Origin of the sequence: Enterococcus sp. AZ103, from assembly GCF_051714685.1 — a bacterium.
GTDB lineage: Bacteria > Bacillota > Bacilli > Lactobacillales > Enterococcaceae > Enterococcus_A > Enterococcus_A alishanensis.
In genome coordinates this window covers 389,713-408,065 of record NZ_JBIOSI010000001.1, presented here as the reverse complement: position 1 = coordinate 408,065, position 18,353 = coordinate 389,713, and the positions used below count along the sequence as shown (strand labels likewise).

General features: G+C 36.8%; 15 protein-coding genes and 1 other annotated feature. Of the genes, 12 read left to right on the top strand and 3 right to left on the bottom strand.

All coding sequences use genetic code 11. The annotated features are described in order from the left end of the window. Window positions 1-224: 224 nt before the first annotated feature. The 10 genes from ID741_RS02015 to ID741_RS01970 all read left to right on the top strand — a co-directional run bounded on the left by ID741_RS02015 (window position 225) and on the right by ID741_RS01970 (window position 11,523). Window positions 225-1,946, top strand: a complete 1,722-nt coding sequence (locus ID741_RS02015; protein WP_218324141.1) for a septation ring formation regulator EzrA — start codon at window positions 225-227, stop codon at window positions 1,944-1,946. Window positions 1,947-2,016: 70 nt separating this feature from the next. Then, the gene (locus ID741_RS02010) at window positions 2,017-2,193 is read left to right on the top strand and encodes a hypothetical protein (protein ID WP_438718882.1); all 177 of its coding nucleotides are present in this window, start codon (window positions 2,017-2,019) and stop codon (window positions 2,191-2,193) included. A 125-nt stretch (window positions 2,194-2,318) separates the two neighbouring features. Then, a complete protein-coding gene (locus ID741_RS02005) occupies window positions 2,319-3,455 on the top strand; it encodes a cysteine desulfurase family protein (protein WP_438718881.1) in 1,137 nt (378 codons plus the stop codon). Window positions 3,456-3,465: 10 nt separating this feature from the next. Further along, window positions 3,466-4,680: a tRNA uracil 4-sulfurtransferase ThiI gene (gene thiI / locus ID741_RS02000; protein ID WP_438718880.1), complete on the top strand. Its 1,215-nt coding sequence runs from the start codon at window positions 3,466-3,468 to the stop codon at window positions 4,678-4,680. Window positions 4,681-4,799: 119 nt separating this feature from the next. Beyond that, window positions 4,800-5,447 carry a redox-sensing transcriptional repressor Rex gene (locus tag ID741_RS01995; RefSeq protein ID WP_218324144.1) on the top strand — a complete coding sequence of 216 codons (648 nt, stop codon included), beginning with the start codon at window positions 4,800-4,802 and terminating at the stop codon, window positions 5,445-5,447. Between the two features lie 37 nt (window positions 5,448-5,484). Beyond that, window positions 5,485-5,689, top strand: a binding site (T-box leader). Between the two features lie 54 nt (window positions 5,690-5,743). Beyond that, on the top strand, window positions 5,744-8,389 hold the full coding sequence (locus tag ID741_RS01990; RefSeq protein WP_438718879.1) for a valine--tRNA ligase: 2,646 nt from the start codon (window positions 5,744-5,746) through the stop codon (window positions 8,387-8,389). 77 nt (window positions 8,390-8,466) lie between these two features. Further along, window positions 8,467-9,783 carry a bifunctional folylpolyglutamate synthase/dihydrofolate synthase gene (locus ID741_RS01985; protein WP_438718878.1) on the top strand — a complete coding sequence of 439 codons (1,317 nt, stop codon included), beginning with the start codon at window positions 8,467-8,469 and terminating at the stop codon, window positions 9,781-9,783. Beyond that, the gene (locus tag ID741_RS01980) at window positions 9,770-10,429 is read left to right on the top strand and encodes an HAD family hydrolase (protein ID WP_218324147.1); all 660 of its coding nucleotides are present in this window, start codon (window positions 9,770-9,772) and stop codon (window positions 10,427-10,429) included. Before ID741_RS01985 ends, ID741_RS01980 begins: the two co-directional genes overlap by 14 nt. Window positions 10,430-10,478: 49 nt before the next feature. Then, the gene (gene radC, locus ID741_RS01975) at window positions 10,479-11,165 is read left to right on the top strand and encodes a RadC family protein (protein ID WP_218324148.1); all 687 of its coding nucleotides are present in this window, start codon (window positions 10,479-10,481) and stop codon (window positions 11,163-11,165) included. Between the two features lie 157 nt (window positions 11,166-11,322). Further along, window positions 11,323-11,523 (top strand): cold-shock protein, encoded by a 201-nt coding sequence (locus ID741_RS01970; protein WP_218324149.1) that lies wholly within the window; start codon window positions 11,323-11,325, stop codon window positions 11,521-11,523. A 43-nt stretch (window positions 11,524-11,566) separates the two neighbouring features. On the opposite strand, the gene ID741_RS01965 is transcribed toward ID741_RS01970, so the two are convergent. The 3 genes from ID741_RS01965 to ID741_RS01955 all read right to left on the bottom strand — a co-directional run bounded on the left by ID741_RS01965 (window position 11,567) and on the right by ID741_RS01955 (window position 14,255). Beyond that, window positions 11,567-12,079 carry a TetR/AcrR family transcriptional regulator gene (locus ID741_RS01965; protein WP_218324150.1) on the bottom strand — a complete coding sequence of 171 codons (513 nt, stop codon included), beginning with the start codon at window positions 12,077-12,079 and terminating at the stop codon, window positions 11,567-11,569. A 287-nt stretch (window positions 12,080-12,366) separates the two neighbouring features. Continuing rightward, on the bottom strand, window positions 12,367-14,040 hold the full coding sequence (gene rnjA, locus ID741_RS01960; protein ID WP_438718877.1) for a ribonuclease J1: 1,674 nt from the start codon (window positions 14,038-14,040) through the stop codon (window positions 12,367-12,369). Window positions 14,041-14,042: 2 nt separating this feature from the next. Then, window positions 14,043-14,255, bottom strand: coding sequence for a DNA-directed RNA polymerase subunit epsilon (locus tag ID741_RS01955; protein ID WP_218324152.1), 213 nt, complete (start codon window positions 14,253-14,255; stop codon window positions 14,043-14,045). A 434-nt stretch (window positions 14,256-14,689) separates the two neighbouring features. Between ID741_RS01955 and ID741_RS01950 the strand changes: the two genes are divergently transcribed. Next, the gene (locus ID741_RS01950; protein WP_218324153.1) at window positions 14,690-16,420 is read left to right on the top strand and encodes an ABC transporter ATP-binding protein; all 1,731 of its coding nucleotides are present in this window, start codon (window positions 14,690-14,692) and stop codon (window positions 16,418-16,420) included. Next, window positions 16,417-18,171, top strand: coding sequence for an ABC transporter ATP-binding protein (locus ID741_RS01945; RefSeq protein ID WP_438718874.1), 1,755 nt, complete (start codon window positions 16,417-16,419; stop codon window positions 18,169-18,171). The genes ID741_RS01950 and ID741_RS01945 overlap by 4 nt, the downstream gene beginning before the upstream one ends. Window positions 18,172-18,353: the final 182 nt, after the last annotated feature.

The following is an 18,353-nucleotide window of genomic DNA, read 5'->3' as shown; positions in this document are numbered from 1 at the left end:
GAAAAAATATTTGTTTATTTAATCGAATAGACTAAAAAAATTTCAGAAAAGAATCGTTATCTCAAAAGATTTTACATAAAAAAATGAAGAATATTTGAAAAGTATTAGTGTAGGCTTGCAAAGTTTATGCTATAATCTAAGCTAGATGTTTTCGTCAAAAAAACATAGGAATCAATTATACTAAACAATAATCTTTTTATTATGAGTTGAAAGGAAAATCATTCATGGGAAGCAATTTGATTATTGGTATCATCATTGGTTTAGCTATCATAGCGGCCGCTTTATACTTGGTTGGGTATTTTATGCGCAAGAAAAACCAAGAACGACTGAAAAAGTTGGAGGAACGCAAAGAAGCTTGGTTTGATTTACCGATCGTGGAAGAAATTGATGAGGTCAGAAAGATGCATCTTGTAGGCCAAAGTCAAAATACCTTTCGCGAATGGAATCAAAAATGGAACGACGTTTACATCAATGATTTTGCTGAATTAGAAAGCCAAATCTTTGAAGTCGAAAGCCAAAATGAGACTTTCCGCTTATTCCAAAGTAAAGCAGCAATTGAAGCTGCTGAAAAAACAATGGATGAGATGGAAGCCAGTGCTGAAGAAGTGCAGCTGGGTTTGAAAGAACTCCGTGAAACTGAAGAGCGCAATTCATTAGCGGTCCAACAAGCCTTAGATATTTTTGAAGAATTGAAAAAAGAATTACAGGAAAACAATGATCAATTTGGTCCAGCTTTACCTGAGATTCAAAAACAAGTCAAAAATGTCGAACTTGAATTTACCCAATTTGTTACCTTAAATACATCAGGTGACCCAGTTGAAGCCCGTGAAGTACTAGACGATGCTGAGGCCAACACGTACAAAGTGCAAGCCACGATCCAAAAAATTCCTAGTATATTTGAAGAATTAAGTGCAACATTCCCAGGACAAATTGACGAACTCGAAGAAACCTATCAAACGATGATGGATGAAGATGTTGTTTTACCAGAAGAAGACTTTGAAGAACGACTTGAGCAGATTCGCAGAAGAGTCACTCATGCGTTGGAAGATTTAGAAAAAGTTGAACTGGAAACAGTGGAAACAGCCAACAAAGAAACTGCTGAAAAAATCGACGAGTTATATAGTATTCTTGAAAAAGAATTCAACGCTCGCCAATATGTGGAAAAAAACCGCAAATTAATTGCTGAATTTATCCAACATGCAGCAGCTAACAATCATCAATTGATGGTGGAACTGGATCACACTTCCCAAAGCTATACCTTAAACAACAATGAGTTAGGTCGGGCACGCGGTTTCCAAACAGAAATCGAAGAACTTGAACGTCGCAATCGTAACTTAGAACCAATGATTGATAAACATCAAATCGCTTTTTCTGAAGTGGAAGTTTTCTATCAAGATGCTTACAAAGTGTTGGAAGATATTGAAGCGAAGCAAGTTGAGATTGGTAATGACTTACAGGAGTTGCGTAAAGGGGAAAAAGTGGCACAAGACCGGATTGAGGAATATGAATTCCGTCTTCGAGGTTTTAAACGTTATGTTGAACACCAACGTTTGCCAGGGTTACCTTCAGATTATCTAGAATTTTTCTTCATTGCGACTGATCGGGTGGAAGAGTTAAGCCGTTCGCTTAACCAAATCCGTATCAACATGACAGACATCAACAAACTTGTTGCTCTGTGTGATGAAGATATGATTTCATTGGATGAAAAAACCAATGATTTGGTGGACGCAGCTGCGCTGACTGAACAAATGATGCAATATGCGAATCGTTACCGCCACACCCATGCGGATGTGAAAGAAGCGATCGAAATTAGCTACGATTTATTTAATAAGGAATTCCGCTATCAAGATGCTTTAGATGAAATTGGCACAGCTTTAGAAAGAGTTGAACCAGGCGCATTTAAACGAATTGAGGATTTCTACTTTAATAATCGTGATTTAGCTTAAAATTAGGGAGCTGGAATGATTTCATTCCAGCTTCTTTTTTTAACAATAAAAATAATGAGGAGAAATATTGATGAAAAGTTTTAAAATTGGCGATGGCGTTACACCAGTAACCGGACCAATGAAAAATGAGTATGGGACAATTGTCTATTTCTATCAAGAGAAAAATCAAATCCTGGTACGTTTTGGCTCAGATCAGCAATTCTATTTTTCACCGGAGGAATTAATCTATTGGCAGGAGAGGGATTAAACAGAATTTTTTATTTTATTCGGTTAAACTGCTTTTTTTGTCCTTAATTTATGAAGACATCTGCGCTTTACGTTGAGTGAATTACCCGTTATAATGAGAAAGAATTTTTGAAGGAAGGTAAATAAATGATTTATTTTGATAATAGTGCTACCACGCCGATTTATCCCCAAGCTTTAGATACATATGTAAAAACGAGTCAACGTATCATAGGAAATCCCTCAAGTTTACATGACTTGGGGAGTCAAGCGCATCGTTTACTGCAACAAGCTCGTAAACAAATTGCTGAATTAATTCAAGTCAAACCACAAGAAATTTTCTTTACTAGTGGTGGGACAGAAGGGGACAACTGGGTCCTTAAAGGTACTGCGTGGGCCAAAAAAGATTTTGGTAATCATTTGATTATCTCCAGTGTTGAACATTCGGCTGTTAGAAATACGGCGGAACAATTAGCAACGCAAGGATTTGATGTCAGTGTTGCACCAGTAGATTCATCTGGCCGAGTGGAGATTACTGAATTGAAAAAATTGATTCGTCCAGAAACTATTCTAGTATCAGTGATGGCCGTGAATAATGAAATGGGCGCGTTACAGCCGATTCAAGAAATTAGTGAGCTATTGGCAGATTTTCCAACCATTCACTTTCATGTTGATGCTGTGCAAGCTATTGGGAAAGTTGATCAAAGCTTGTGGCTAACACCACGGGTAGATTTTGCTACTTTTTCAGCCCATAAGTTTCATGGTCCTCGTGGTGTTGGTTTTAATTATTGGAAAACTGGCCGAAAATTAATGCCCTTAATTAATGGCGGCGGACAAGAAAATGGGCAACGTAGTGGTACCGAAAATACACCGGGAATTGTTGCCATGAGTAAAGCGCTACGGATTCATTTAGAAAAAGTGTATCCAGATCATTTGAATAGCTTGCGTCAAGCTTTGAAAGCTGCATTGAAGCGCTATGATAAAGTCACCGTTTTCTCGGGAGATGAACATGCCGCGCCCCATATCTTAACTTTTGGGATTAAAGATATTCGTGGGGAAGTATTGGTTCATGCTTTGGAGGAAAAACAAATTTTTGTTTCGACTATCAGTGCTTGTTCTAGCAAGAAAAAAGCTGATAGTTCAACCTTAGGCGCCATGAAGGTTCCACATGAATTGGCGACAACAGCAATTCGCGTCAGCTTAGATGAAAGTAATACGATGGCTGAAATAGAACAATTTATGGTGGTTTTCAATCATATCTACGAAAAATTCAACAAAATTAATTAGGGGGATTCTCTTGCAATATACAGAAATTATGGTTCGTTACGGTGAACTATCAACAAAAGGAAAAAATCGCCGGAGTTTTATTATGCAACTGGCACAAAATGTTCGCGGTGCGCTTATTGAGTTTCCTGCTTTAAAAATTCATGCCGACCGTGATCGGATGCATTTAATTTTAAATGGAGAAGATTCTAACTTGGTGATTCCAAAGCTACAAAAAGTTTTTGGAATTCAAAATTTTTCTCCTAGTATCCGGGTTGAAAAAACACCGGAAGCATTAAGAGCAGTAGCAGAAGATATTATGCGAGAAATTTATACTGGTGAAGAAACTTTTAAAATCACAGCTAAAAGAAGTGATCATGGTTTTGAAATGAATACCCATGATTTACAACAATTTTTAGGTCAAGCAGTCGTAGATGTTTTTCCAGACATCAAAGCTCAAATGAAACGACCAGATATTAATTTACGTGTGGAAATTCGTCGTGATGCAGCCTTTTTGTCCTTTGCAACAATTAAAGGTGCTGGCGGTTTACCAGTGGGAACAAGCGGTCGTGGAATGTTGATGTTGTCAGGTGGAATTGATTCGCCAGTGGCAGGATATTTAGCAATGAAACGTGGTGTCGAAATTGAAGCGGTCCATTTTGCATCGCCACCGTATACCAGCGAACAAGCTTTACAAAAGGCCAAAGATTTAACAGAAAAACTAACACCATATGTTGGTAGCATCCAATTTATTGAAGTTCCTTTTACAGAAATTCAAGAAGAAATTAAAAAACATACGCCTCAAGGTTATTGGATGACCATTACCCGTCGTATGATGTTGCGAATAACGGATGCCATTCGTGAAATGCGAAAAGGTTTAGTAATTATCAACGGTGAATCGCTAGGTCAAGTAGCTTCTCAGACATTACACAGCATGTTGGCAATTAATGAAGTGACGACGACACCGATTATTCGTCCAGTGGTAACAATGGATAAAACAGAAATTATCGAATTAGCCGAAAAAATCGATACTTTTGAGTTAGCAATCCAACCTTTTGAAGATTGCTGTACGATTTTTGCACCGCCACAACCAAAAACCCGACCAAAACTTGATAAAGTCCAAGCATTAGAGACCCGCTTAGATATTGAAGGAATGATAGCTCGTGCGTTAACTGGTTTAAAAATAGAAGCCATCACACCAGAGAAGAGTCAGCAAGAAATGGTTGACGCCTTTGCTGATTTATTATAAAAAGTTTTTGCCATCAAATTTTCGTAATTTGGTGGTTTTTTTATTTGAAATCTTATTTGTAACGATTCTTGATACATGTTATGATAATATGTGAAAACAATAACAAGGAGTGGATTGAAATGGAAAAAATGAAGGAAAAACCTGCAATTTCAAAAGCCACTACGAAAAGACTCTCTTTATATTTACGTTGCTTAAAGGAATTAAATGCAAAAAATATTACCCGAATAAAATCCTCTGAATTGGCAAATTTGACGCAAGTGGGCTCTGCAACAATTCGACGAGATTTTTCCCATTTTGGTGAGTTAGGTCGCAGTGGTTATGGTTATAATGTAAAAGATTTGATCACCGTTTTTAGTGGTATTTTAGATACGAAAGAAGAAAAAAAGATTGCATTGATTGGTGTGGGTAATCTTGGTCAAGCATTGCTAAAAAATAATTTCCGCAGAAATGATAATTTGAATATTGTTTGTGCATTTGATAACGACCCTAATAAAATCGGTCAAATTATTGATGGTTTTTTGGTCCATGATTTATCAGAGTTACCGGAAGTTTTTGTCAAAGAAAATATTCAAGTGGCAATTTCAACCGTGCCAAGTCGGTATGCGCAAGAAGCGATTGATATTGTTGTTAAAAACGGTGTAACAGCAATTTTAAATTTTGCTCCTGATCCTTTAAATGTGCCAGAAAATGTTAATATTCGCTATATTGATTTGACTTCGGAACTACAATCGTTAATTTATTTCGATGAAATGGTCAATCCCAGCTAGCTTGGTCTTTACAAGTTGTATACTTCATTGTAGAATTGGTCATACGATGATCAAGAGGAGTACGACTGTACGCTTTTCAGAGAGAAAATGCCTGGCTGAAACATTTTCAAAAACAGTTGGAAGGTAGCTTGTGAGTAAATTGGCTGAAATTAGTAGGCTGATTCGCGTCATGACCGTTAACTCATGTCAAAGAGGCAGCAAGTCTGCAAATTAGGTGGTACCGCGTAAATTACGTCCTAAAACATTTCGATGTTTTAGGGCTTTTTTGTTTGATCAGAAAAAAAGGAGCGATAAATATGACAGAAGAAAATAATTTAGCGACAAAGTTTGATCCACAAGCAGTGGAAGCGGGTCGTTATCAAAAATGGCTAGACCAAGATTTATTTAAACCATCAGAAAACCCCGATGCAAAACCTTATTCAATTGTGATTCCACCGCCAAACGTAACCGGGAAATTACATTTAGGACACGCTTGGGATACAACCTTACAAGATATGATTATTCGTCAAAAAAGAATGCAAGGCTTTGATACTTTATGGCTTCCTGGGATGGACCATGCCGGGATTGCAACCCAAGCCAAAGTAGAAGAAAAACTTAAAGAACAAGGTGTCTCTCGTTATGACTTAGGTCGGGAAAAATTTGTGGAACAAGTCTGGGATTGGAAAGAAGAATATGCCGGCCATATTCGGGAACAATGGGCCAAGCTTGGTTTATCATTGGATTATAAACGGGAACGTTTTACTCTTGATGATGGCTTATCTGACGCCGTTAAAAAAGTTTTCGTTTCACTGTACGAAAAAGATTTAATCTATCGCGGAGAATATATTATTAACTGGGACCCACAAGCGCGGACAGCTTTATCTGATATTGAAGTTATTCATAAAGATTTAGAAGGTGCGTTTTATCATGTATCGTATCCGTTAACTGACGGCAGCGGTGTATTAGAAATTGCGACAACTCGACCAGAAACAATGTTAGGGGATACTGCGATTGCAGTTCATCCTGACGATGATAGATACAAAGATTTAATTGGTAAAACAGCAATTCTACCGTTAGTAGATAAAGAAATTCCAATTATTGCCGATAGCTATGTGGATATGGATTTTGGTACTGGGGCAGTAAAAATCACTCCTGCTCATGATCCGAATGACTTTGAGATTGGTAACCGTCATGATTTACCACGAGTAAATGTAATGAATGACGATGGTAGTATGAATGATTTAGCTGGCAAATATGCTGGCATGGATCGTTTTGCTGCCCGAAAAATGATTGTTGCTGACTTGAAGGAAATGGGTCGACTAATCAAAGTTGAAAAAATGACTCATAGTGTTGGTCATTCTGAACGTAGTGGTGCGGTAGTTGAACCAAGATTATCGACACAATGGTTTGTAAAAATGGAGCCTTTAGCAAAGGAAGCCATCGACAATCAAAAAACAGAAGATGCAGTTAAATTTTTCCCTGAACGTTTCAATCAAACCTTCCTATCTTGGATGGACAATGTCCATGACTGGGTAATTTCTCGTCAGCTTTGGTGGGGACATCGGATTCCAGCTTGGTATCATAAAGAAACTGGTGAAATGTATGTTGGGATGGAAGCACCCAAAGATGCTGAAAACTGGGAACAGGATCCAGATGTATTAGATACTTGGTTTTCTTCGGCTTTATGGCCATTTTCAACAATGGGTTGGCCTGATACTGAAGCTGCTGATTTCAAACGCTATTTCCCAACCAATACATTGGTGACTGGTTACGATATTATTTTCTTCTGGGTAAGTCGCATGATTTTCCAAAGTTTGGCATTTACTGAAGAACGCCCCTTTGAAAATGTTTTGATCCATGGTTTGATTCGTGATGAACAAGGCCGCAAAATGAGTAAGTCACTAGGTAACGGAATTGATCCGATGGACGTGATTGAAAAATATGGTGCTGACGCTTTACGTTGGTTCTTATCTAATGGTTCAGCGCCTGGACAAGATGTGCGTTTTAGTTATGAAAAAATGGATGCGGCTTGGAATTTCATTAATAAAATTTGGAATGCTTCTCGTTTTGTCCTGATGAATGTAGAAGGCATGACTGTTGAAGAAATTGATTTAACTGGTGAAAAAACAGTAGCTGACCGTTGGATTTTAACTCGTTTGAACCAAACAGTTGAAAAAGTAACGAATTTGTTTGATCAATTTGAATTTGGTGAAGCAGGTCGTCAATTGTACAATTTTGTGTGGGACGATTTTTGTGACTGGTACATTGAAATGAGTAAAGAAGTTTTATATGGTGAAGATGATGCTTCTAAGAAAACCAACAAGAGCATTTTAGTTTATGTCTTAGATCAAACATTACGTCTTTTACACCCAATTATGCCATTTGTGACAGAAGAAATTTGGGGCAAGATTCCGCATTCAGGTGAATCATTAGTAGTCGCTGAATATCCTGTGGTTCATCCAGAATACGATGATGCCGATGCGGCCAAAGGAATGGAAGTCTTAAAAGAAGTGATTCGTTCAGTACGGAATATTCGAGCTGAAGTAAATACACCTTTATCAAAACCAATTACTTTGTTAATCAAAACTAATGACCCAGCAATTGATACATTCTTAGTGGAAAATACTAATTACATCGAACGCTTCTGTAATCCAGAAGAATTGACGATTTCGGCAGATATTATTGCGCCAGATTTGGCGATGTCTGCGGTGTTAACCGGTGCGGAAATCTATCTACCTTTAGCTGGTTTGATTAATATTGATGAAGAAATCAAACGTTTAGAAAAAGAATTGGCAAAATGGACCAGTGAAGTGAAACGGGTGCAAGGTAAACTAGCCAATGAACGCTTTGTTGCTAATGCGCCAGAAAAAGTTGTGGCTGAAGAAAAAGCCAAAGAAAAAGATTATTTAGAAAAACAAGCAGCTGTAAGTGAACGAATCGAAAGTTTACGAACAATTGGATAAATAAGCGAAGGATTTGCGTAAAGCAAATCCTTTTTCTATTGAACATTTCTGCTATACTGAAGATGAGGTGAGTCAGATTGACAATAGAAGAAGCGATTGCTTGGATTCATAATCGGGTAAAATTTGGACAACGACCTGGGTTAGAAAGAGTGCAAGCTTTATTAGATAAGGTAGGAAATCCTGAAAAAAAAGTTCCCGTGATTCATATCGCCGGTACAAATGGCAAAGGTTCTACTGTTACTTATTTACGGAATATGTTAGGGGCAACAGGGGTTACCGTGGGGAGTTTTACATCTCCTTATATTACTAGTTTCAACGAACGGATTGCGATTGATAATCAGCCGATTGCCGATGAGGATTTGATTGCTTTAGTCGAAAAATATCAACCACTAGTCGCTGAATTGGATGCGCAGCCAGAGATCCAAGGAATCACCGAGTTTGAAGTAATTACCGCAATGATGTTGGATTATTTTTTGGAAAAACAAGTCGATGTGGCGATTGTAGAAGTCGGTTTAGGTGGTTTGTTAGATTCTACTAATGTGGTGTCTCCGATTTTAACCGCAATTACAACGATTGGTTATGACCATATGGATGTTCTAGGAAATACCTTGGAAAAGATTGCTGCCCAAAAAGCTGGAATCATTAAAGCACAGGTACCAGTCGTGACTGGAAATATTCCAACCGAAGCGTTAACTGTGATTGAAGAGTTTGCTAAAAAGAATCAAGCCCCCCTTTATCAGTATCAAAAAGAATATCAAGTGGAATATTTACGACCAGATAACCAATGGGGTGAACAATTTAATTATCTTGATGGTGCAGGAAAAATAAACCGTTTGAAGGTTCCCTTGTTAGGTCGGCACCAAGTGGAAAATGCTGGTTTAGCGATTCAGCTTTATCATTTATATTGCCAGCTAAAGAATCTCCCTTTTATAGAAAAAAATATCCAAACTGGTTTAGCACAAACTAGCTGGCCTGGTCGGATGGAAAAAATCAGCGATGAACCACTAGTCATTTTGGACGGTGCCCATAATAGTCACGCGATTGAACGATTAGTGGAAAATATTCAAACTGAATTTCGAGGCTTTAATATAAAAATTTTATTTTCAGCTTTAGAAACCAAAGATGTTGATGAAATGTTAAATCTACTAGCGAAAATTCCTCGTTCCAGAGTGTATCTAACTACTTTTGAATATCCAAAAGCCTTAGATTTGAGTCGTTATGCCAAATTTAACAACAAGAATTTCTCAGTCGTTTCATTGTGGCAATTTGGTTTAGCTGAATTGTTGGAGGATATGGAAGAAGGCGACTTATTGCTAGTCACTGGATCATTGTATTTTATCTCGCAAGTGCGGGAATTATTAATAAATTTAGGAGGCGCAGATGAAGAAATTTAACGGAGTAATATTTGATATGGACGGTTTATTGTTTGATACGGAGACGATTTATTATGAGACGCAACAAGTTGCTGCTGATCAATTTGGTTTGCCTTTTGATAAGAATATCTATAATCGTTATATCGGTATTAGCGATGAAGAAGTCTGGGAAGATTTGCATAAAGTTTATGCCCAACATGGCAAAGAAGTGGTCAATGCTTTCATCGAAAAAAGCTGGGGCGATGCCAAAGAACTTTTCTTTGCTGGAAAAGTTGAATTAAAGCCAGGTGTAATTGAATTGTTGGATTATTTAACAGAACAAGAAATTCCTAAGATTGTGGCTTCCAGCAATGTACGATCGGTGATTGAATCCTTGTTAGAGCATGCGCAGATTCGCGATTATTTTGTTGATATTGTGTCAGCAGATGATGTTAGTTATGCTAAACCAGATCCTGAAATTTTCTTGAATGCCTTGGGGAAATTAGGGACAGATGCAGCTAAGACCTTAGTTTTGGAAGATTCAAAAAATGGAATCTTAGCAGCCAATAGCGCCAATATTCCAGTAATTATGGTGCCAGATTTAATTCCACCAACGGAAGAATTAGCTGAAAAGACCTTAGAAGTCTTACCAAGTTTGCATGAAGTGATCACTTATTTGAAAAATTAAACAGTTCCTCTTCTGCGTACTTTATTAAAGACGTAGAGGAGGTTTTTTGATGGCAAAATTTTTACTGAAAGAACTACCAGAAAGCTCATGGCCGAGAGAACGTTTGATTGAAGTGGGTGAACGCTATTTAACGGATCAAGAATTATTAGCAATTATTTTGCGAAGTGGCTCAAGAGATCAAAACGTGATGGATTTGGCAGGCGAAATTTTACGAGAAATCCCAGATTTATATCAGCTGAAACAAGCAAGTATTACGGAATTAATGAAATTTAAAGGGGTCGGAAAGGCTAAAGCGGTGGAATTAAAGGCTGTTATGGAATTTGGTTTTCGGATCAATCGCTCCTTACAGCCTAAACTAGGTAAAGCCCAATCGAGTTTTGCAATGGGTCAGCTTTTTATTAATGAGTTAAAAGATTTCCAGCAAGAACACTTAATGGCGTTGTATCTCAATACTAAAAATGAAATCATTTGTCAAAAAACTATTTTTATTGGTTCGTTGAATCAATCGATTGCCCATCCAAGAGAAATATTTCGTGAAGCAGTCAAAATAAGTGCAGCAAAAATTTGTTTGGCTCACAATCATCCCTCAGGAAATCCTACACCATCTCAGAATGATTTGGCATTTACTAAACGGGTTCGGCAATGTGGAGAACTGATTGGGATTGAGATTTTGGATCATATTATTGTAGGAGACTTAAAATATTTTAGTTTACGTGAAGAAAATTATTGGGAATGATTGATGACAGCCCTTGCAATGTCACAATAGAAAATGTTAAACTATAAATGTAATTTTTTGTTTGGTTTGGATGAGAGTTGGTATACAGGTATTACCTCTATCGTACACGGGCAAACTTTACAATCATTAGTGCTTTAGCACGAGGAGGATATTATTCATGGAACAAGGTACAGTAAAATGGTTTAACGCAGAAAAAGGTTTTGGTTTTATCACTCGCGAAGACGGTAGCGATGTATTCGTACATTTCTCAGCTATCCAAGGCGACGGTTTCAAAACTTTAGAAGAAGGTCAAGCAGTAACATTCGACGTTGAAGATAGCGATCGCGGACCTCAAGCAACTAACGTTAACAAAGCATAATCTAATGCAATCAAAAAACCTTAGGAATTTTCCTAAGGTTTTTTTAATTGCTCAATAAAAGTTTGATCAATTCTTGGCTACGTTCGTCGCAGTTGGCATAATATCTGTCTTGGCCAGCTAAAGCAGCTTTACCAATGATATATTGCCAATATAAATCAAATGCTTGCGTGTTATCATAAGAATGCTTTAAATCTAGCTGATCAAAGTATTTTTTAGTGGCCTCTTTGATTTGAATCATTGTTTCATTATCTTGTAAAAAGAAACGTTGAAATTCCTCAGGATAATCAAGGCTGTAATCAACAATTACATTCGTTAGTTGATCTAAAGAATTTGGTAGGTGATCATCTAAAAAATCAGTGTATTTAGCTAAAACACGACTGGTTAGCACTGTTTTTAATTCGGATAAATTTTCAAACTCGCGATAAATTGGTTGTGTGGAGCAAGGAATCTGCTGAGCAATATTACGAGCATGAAACTTTTTGAAACCATCTTTGATAATTAATTTGTATGCGCCATCAATAATATGATTTCGTTGCACACGTTTGGTCCTTACCATGAACAATCATCTCCTAAACTTTTCTAGAATAATTCAAAAAAATAACAAGATTATGAAATCTATCTCATTCTTATTTTTTATTCTCTAATTTTTTTTGCAATTTGTCAATAAAGTTTTCAATGAATTAAAGATAAAAATTGCGTAGTGTAGTTAATTTACCGATTAATCAGCAGATATCCTACAATAAAATAAAGGATCGCGTAGTAGATTAGAGTTTTTTAAAAATATCAAAAAACAAATAAAAAACACTAGTGCTTGATAGCAATTAGTGTTTTTTAGAATTATTATTAATCTGGAGTCATAATCATTGGTAAAATCATCGGATGACGCTCAGTTTGTTCAAATAAGAATGGTTGAATGGCACCTACCATCGCCTCTTTTAATTTTGCTTCCGTACAATTTGGATCATTTAAAGCATCTACTAATGCGCGGAATAAAATTCTTTGACCTTCATTGATCATATCACCTGATTCACGCATATAAACAAATCCGCGAGACAAAATATCCGGTCCTGCTAAAATTTCACGTTTTTCTAAATCGATAGTCGCCACAGTTAAAACTAATCCTTCTTCAGATAAGATTCGGCGGTCACGTAAAACGACATTACCGATATCGCCAATTCCGCTACCATCAACATAAATATCACTAGCATTAAAATGACCAGCTTTTCTAGCGGAATCAGCTGTTAATGCCAACATATCGCCGTTTTCCATCATGAAACAATTTTCTTCTGGAACACCAGTATCTTGGGCTAAGCCAGTATGAATTTTTAACATCCGGAATTCACCGTGAATTGGCATGAAGTATTTTGGTTTCATTAAACGTAACATTAATTTTTGCTCTTGCTGACTCCCATGACCAGAGGTATGAATATTGTTGACTTTTCCGTGAATCACTTCAGCGCCAGCCTCTGATAGTAAATTGATCAGATGATTGACACTTGTCGTATTTCCTGGAATCGGTGAGCTAGAAAAAATTACTGTATCATCAGGTTGAATATGAATTTGTCGGTGGGTACCGTTAGCGATTCGTGACAAAGCAGCCATCGGTTCTCCTTGTGAGCCAGTACATAAAATTAATAATTCATTGGCTGGCATCCGATTAATCTCGGAAGCATCAACGAAAGTATTTTCTGGCACTGTAATATAGCCTAAGTTTCGACCATTAACAATCGCATTTTCCATACTCCGTCCAAAGACGGCAATTTTTCTACCTGTCGCAACAGCAGCTTCAGCGGCTTGTTGCAAACGATTGATATTTGAAGCAAAAGTGGCAAATATGATTCTGCCAGGAACTTTTTCAACGATTCGCAAAATTGAATGACCAATGGTTTGTTCTGATTTTGTAAAGGTTGGCACTTCCGCGTTGGTACTATCAGACATTAAACATAAGACGCCTTCTTCACCTAAACGAGCCATTTTGTGTAAGTTGGCAGGTTGTCCAACCGGCGTGAAATCAAATTTGAAGTCACCGGTTTCGACGATGTTTCCTGAAGGTGTTTTAACAACTACGCCTAATGGATCTGGAATACTATGAGTGGTTCTAAAGAAGCTGACTGAAGTTTTACGGAAACGAATCACCGTATCTTCATCAATTTCATGTAATTCAGCATCCCGTAATAGACCATGTTCATCTAATTTATTTTTGATTAATGCTAATGCCAAAGCACCTGCGTAAATTGGAATATTTACTTGTTTTAATAAGTAAGGTACACCACCGATATGATCTTCATGTCCGTGAGTAATGACTAAAGCTTTAACTTTGTTAATATTTTGTACGACATAGCTGTAATCGGGAATGACATAATCAATTCCTAAAAGATCATCTTCCGGAAATTTTATTCCAGCATCAATGATGATAATTTCATCTTGAAATTGAACCCCATACATATTTTTCCCAATCTCGCCAAGTCCACCTAGGGCAAAAACCCCAGTTTCATTATTTTTAAGCGAGAGTTTCATTATTAAAACTCCGTTAGCTTAAAGTCGGCATTTTCTTGCTCGTAAGTTAAATGATTGCCTTCTAAAAGTTGGATGTATTCCACGTTAAATGGGGTATTTTCGCGCATTAAATCGTGCACGCGTTCTTCGTTATCAGCTTCAATATAAAGTGATAAAGTTTGTTCTCTTTTTGGATTACGATCCTTGGTTTTTTGGTAATAAACTTTGTAAATCATTTGAAAATCTCCTTTTAAATAAATTTATCCACGACAAAATGAGGGGCGTCGGCCACCTAATTTTTTATACTCAGACTTTTAGTAGACTAAAGAGTTGAGAAGAAGCCTCGTCTTTGCTTCTTATTTGTAAAAATATTTTCACCGTTGTGTTGTCTGTTTGATACAACAAGTAAGTGTATTTTAGCATAGAAGTTGTTAGATGTATAGAAACAAGGCGGGTCAAATGGAATTTAAGAAAATTTTCAGAAATAATTTCATTTGGGAAAATTGTGAGCATTCCGATATTTTTTGTGATATATTGGAAATATTGCGGTAGAAAAGATTTTTTGGCTTCAATTTTTGATTTTTCATCTCAAATAATTGGGGTATTCCCGCCTTAAAAAAGAGAATAAATCAATGGAAAAGATTTATTTGATCGAAAAAGGAGGAATTTGATGAAATTAATGTGGCGCTATACTTGGCGTTATAAGAAGTTGCTGTTGTTTGATTTTATTTGTGTGTTTGGTTTCATTTTAATTGAATTAGGTTTGCCAACAATTTTGGCGATGATGATTGATAAAGGGATCAATCAAAATGATTTTAACTATGTTCAAAAAATGGGCCTTTGGATGATCGCCATTACTATTCTTGGCGTATTAATGAATATTGGATTACGCTATTTTAGTTCTCGAATCACTTCTAATATAGTAGCGGATATTCGAGATGACCTATTTGAAAAAATTCAAACTTTTTCTCATAGTGAATTTGAAAAATTAGGTGTTTCTTCATTAATTACAAGAACGACAAATGATGCGTATCAAATTATGTTGTTTATGCAAAATATTCTAAATACAGGATTCATGACGCCGATGATGTTTGGTGCCAGCTTGTATTTAATTGTTCGAACTAGTCCGAGTCTAGGGATTTTCGTTTTAGGAGCTCTGCCAATTTTACTTTTAGCTGTAGTGCTAATTGCGAAATACTCTGAACCTTTATCAACCAAGCAACAAAAAAACCTAGATAACATTAACGGTATTTTACGGGAGAACTTGTCAGGCTTACGAGTAATTCGTGCATTTGTAAACGAAAAATTCGAAGAAAAACGTTTCAGAAAAGTAAATGATGATTATGCTAATAGCTCAAAAAGTCTCTTCCATTTAATGGCTGTGGCACAACCGGGATTTTACTTCCTATTTAATATCGTGATGGTCTTGATTATTTGGAATGGATCAATTCAAATCAATGTCGGTTCACTAGAAGTCGGAACCTTGATCGCTTTTATTGAATATATCTTCCACGCACTGTTTTCATTTATGTTGTTTGCCTCAGTATTCATGATGTACCCTCGTGCAAATGTTTCTGCCGGACGGATTCAAGAAGCTTTTGATATGATTCCAGATGTGCAAGACAATCCTGAAGGAATTACTCAGTCAACTGAAAAAGGATATTTAGAGTTTAAAAATGTTACCTTTGCTTATCCTGGACATGCAGAAAGTCCGATGATTAGAAATGTCAGCTTTACAGCCAAACCAGGGGAAACAGTAGCATTTATTGGGAGTACAGGCTCTGGGAAATCTACATTAATCCAATTGATTCCACGTTTTTATGATGTTACAGATGGTCAAGTTTTAGTAGATGGCATCGATGTGCGAGATTATAAATTAAAAGATTTACGGCAAAAAATTGGTTATATTCCACAGAAGGCCCAGTTATTTACTGGAACCATTGCAGATAATTTACGCTTTGGGAAAGACGATGCTACTAAAGCAGAGATGCAAAGAGCAGCCGATATTGCCCAAGCAACAGACTTCATCAGTAAAAAACCAAAAGGCTTTGATGAAAAATTATCTGAAGGCGGTAGCAATTTCTCTGGTGGTCAAAAGCAACGGCTAGCGATTGCCCGAGCAGTGATTCGCCAACCAGAAATTTATATCTTTGATGATAGTTTTTCTGCTTTAGATTATCAAACTGATGCGAATTTAAGAGCCCGCTTGAAAAAAGAAACCACTGAATCAACTGTTCTGATTGTGGCGCAAAGGGTCGGAACAATTATGCATTCAGATAAAATTATTGTGTTAAACGAAGGTGTTGTAGTGGGGGAAGGGACCCATCAAGAATTATTGAAATCTTGTGAAATTTATTATGACATTGCTTCTTCACAATTATCAGAGGAGGAATTGGCATGAGAAAATCAATTCATTCACTAAAACGACTCTTCAGCTATTTGAATCCTTACAAATTTACGTTTATTATCGTTTTAATTTTAACCGTGATAGCTTTAGTTTTAGGAACATTAAGTCCTTATTTATCTGGCTTGCCAACAACTGAAATTGCTAAAAATATTAGTGAAGGTGAAAGTGTTAACTTCGATTATATTTTTAGAATTATCGTTTGGATCATCGTTGTCGGTCTCATTTACAGTGGCACTCAGTTGGGTTCTAACTGGCTGATGGCAAATATTGTCCAAAGTGCGATGCGAGATTTACGGGAAGAAATTGAAGAAAAAATCAATCGCTTGCCAGTTTCTTATTTTGATCGCAATCAACAAGGAAATATTTTGTCACGGGTAACTAATGACGTAGATGCAGTAAGTAACGCGATGCAACAAGCAACTATCCGAAGTATCAATGCTGTTCTAGGAATCATTTTTGGGCTGGCGATGATGTTTTACATCAATCCGACGATGGCTCTAATCTCAATGATTATGATTCCAGCATCATTAGTAATTTCAACCTTTATTGTGAAAATTTCTCAAAAAGATTTCCAAGAAATGCAAAACTCACTTGGGGATATGAATGGCTATGTTCAAGAAAATATGACTGGATTTAATGTATTGAAGGTTTATGGTCGTGAAAAAGAAGCCTTGCAAGGTTTTAATACAGTCAATCACCGTCTGCGTAAATATGGATTCAGAGCAAACTTTGTCTCTTCTATTATGCAGCCGCTAGTTCAATTAACAGCTTACGGCACTTATATTGCCATGGCTGTCTTAGGTAGCTGGAATGTTATTAGTGGTGTGATCTTAGTAGGTCAGTTACAAGCTTTTATCCAATATATTTGGCAAGTCAGCCAACCAATGGGTGAAATTACGCAATTGTCATCAATGATCCAAGGTGCTTCCGCTTCTGCCAAACGGGTCTTTGACATTTTGGATGAACCAGAAGAAATTGAAAATGCCCATGATTTGCCGCTACCAGAAAAAATTTCTGGGAATGTTGTTTTTGATCACGTGCAATTTTGTTATGATCCGAAAAAACCATTGATTGAGGACTTGAGTTTTGAAGTAAAAGCCGGTGAAACGGTCGCGATTGTTGGTCCGACTGGTGCTGGTAAAACAACCTTAATTAATTTATTAATGCGTTTTTACGATATCGACAGTGGTCAAATATTAATTGATGGCGTGAATTCTCAAGAAATGAATCGTTCTGATGTTCGATCTATCTTTGGTATGGTGTTGCAAGATGCTTGGCTGTATGAAGGAACGATTGCTGATAATATTCGTTTTGGTCGTTTAGACGCAACTGATTATGAAGTTGTTGATGCAGCAAAAACGGCTAACGTTGACCATTTTATTCGTACAATGCCAGGTGGCTATGAAATGGAAATCAATTCTGAAGGTGACAATGTTTCCTTGGGGCAAAAGCAACTATTAACGATTGCACGAGCGATTATTTCTGATCCGAAAATTTTGATTTTAGATGAGGCTACTAGTTCAGTTGATACACGACTAGAAGGTCTGATTCAAAGAGCGATGGAAAAAGTGATGCAGGGGCGGACAAGCTTCGTGATTGCCCACCGTTTATCAACGATTCGTGATGCAGACTTAATTTTAGTGATGCAAGAGGGCTCTATCATAGAACATGGGACACATGAAAGTTTATTAGCAAAGGGTGGCTTCTATGAAAAACTTTATAACAGCCAGTTTGCGGAAGATTAAAAAAATAAGCGATTCTAACCAGGAGTTTTAAAAAATAAAAATATTTTAATTATTTTTAGAGTTAATCATAAGAAAATATGGTTAACTCTTTTTTTTATGAGTATTTCGTGATAAGGTTTCATTTTTTTGTAAGTTTTCCGTTCTCTATTTCCAAAATTTTCTAAATATTTTTCAGTATTCTG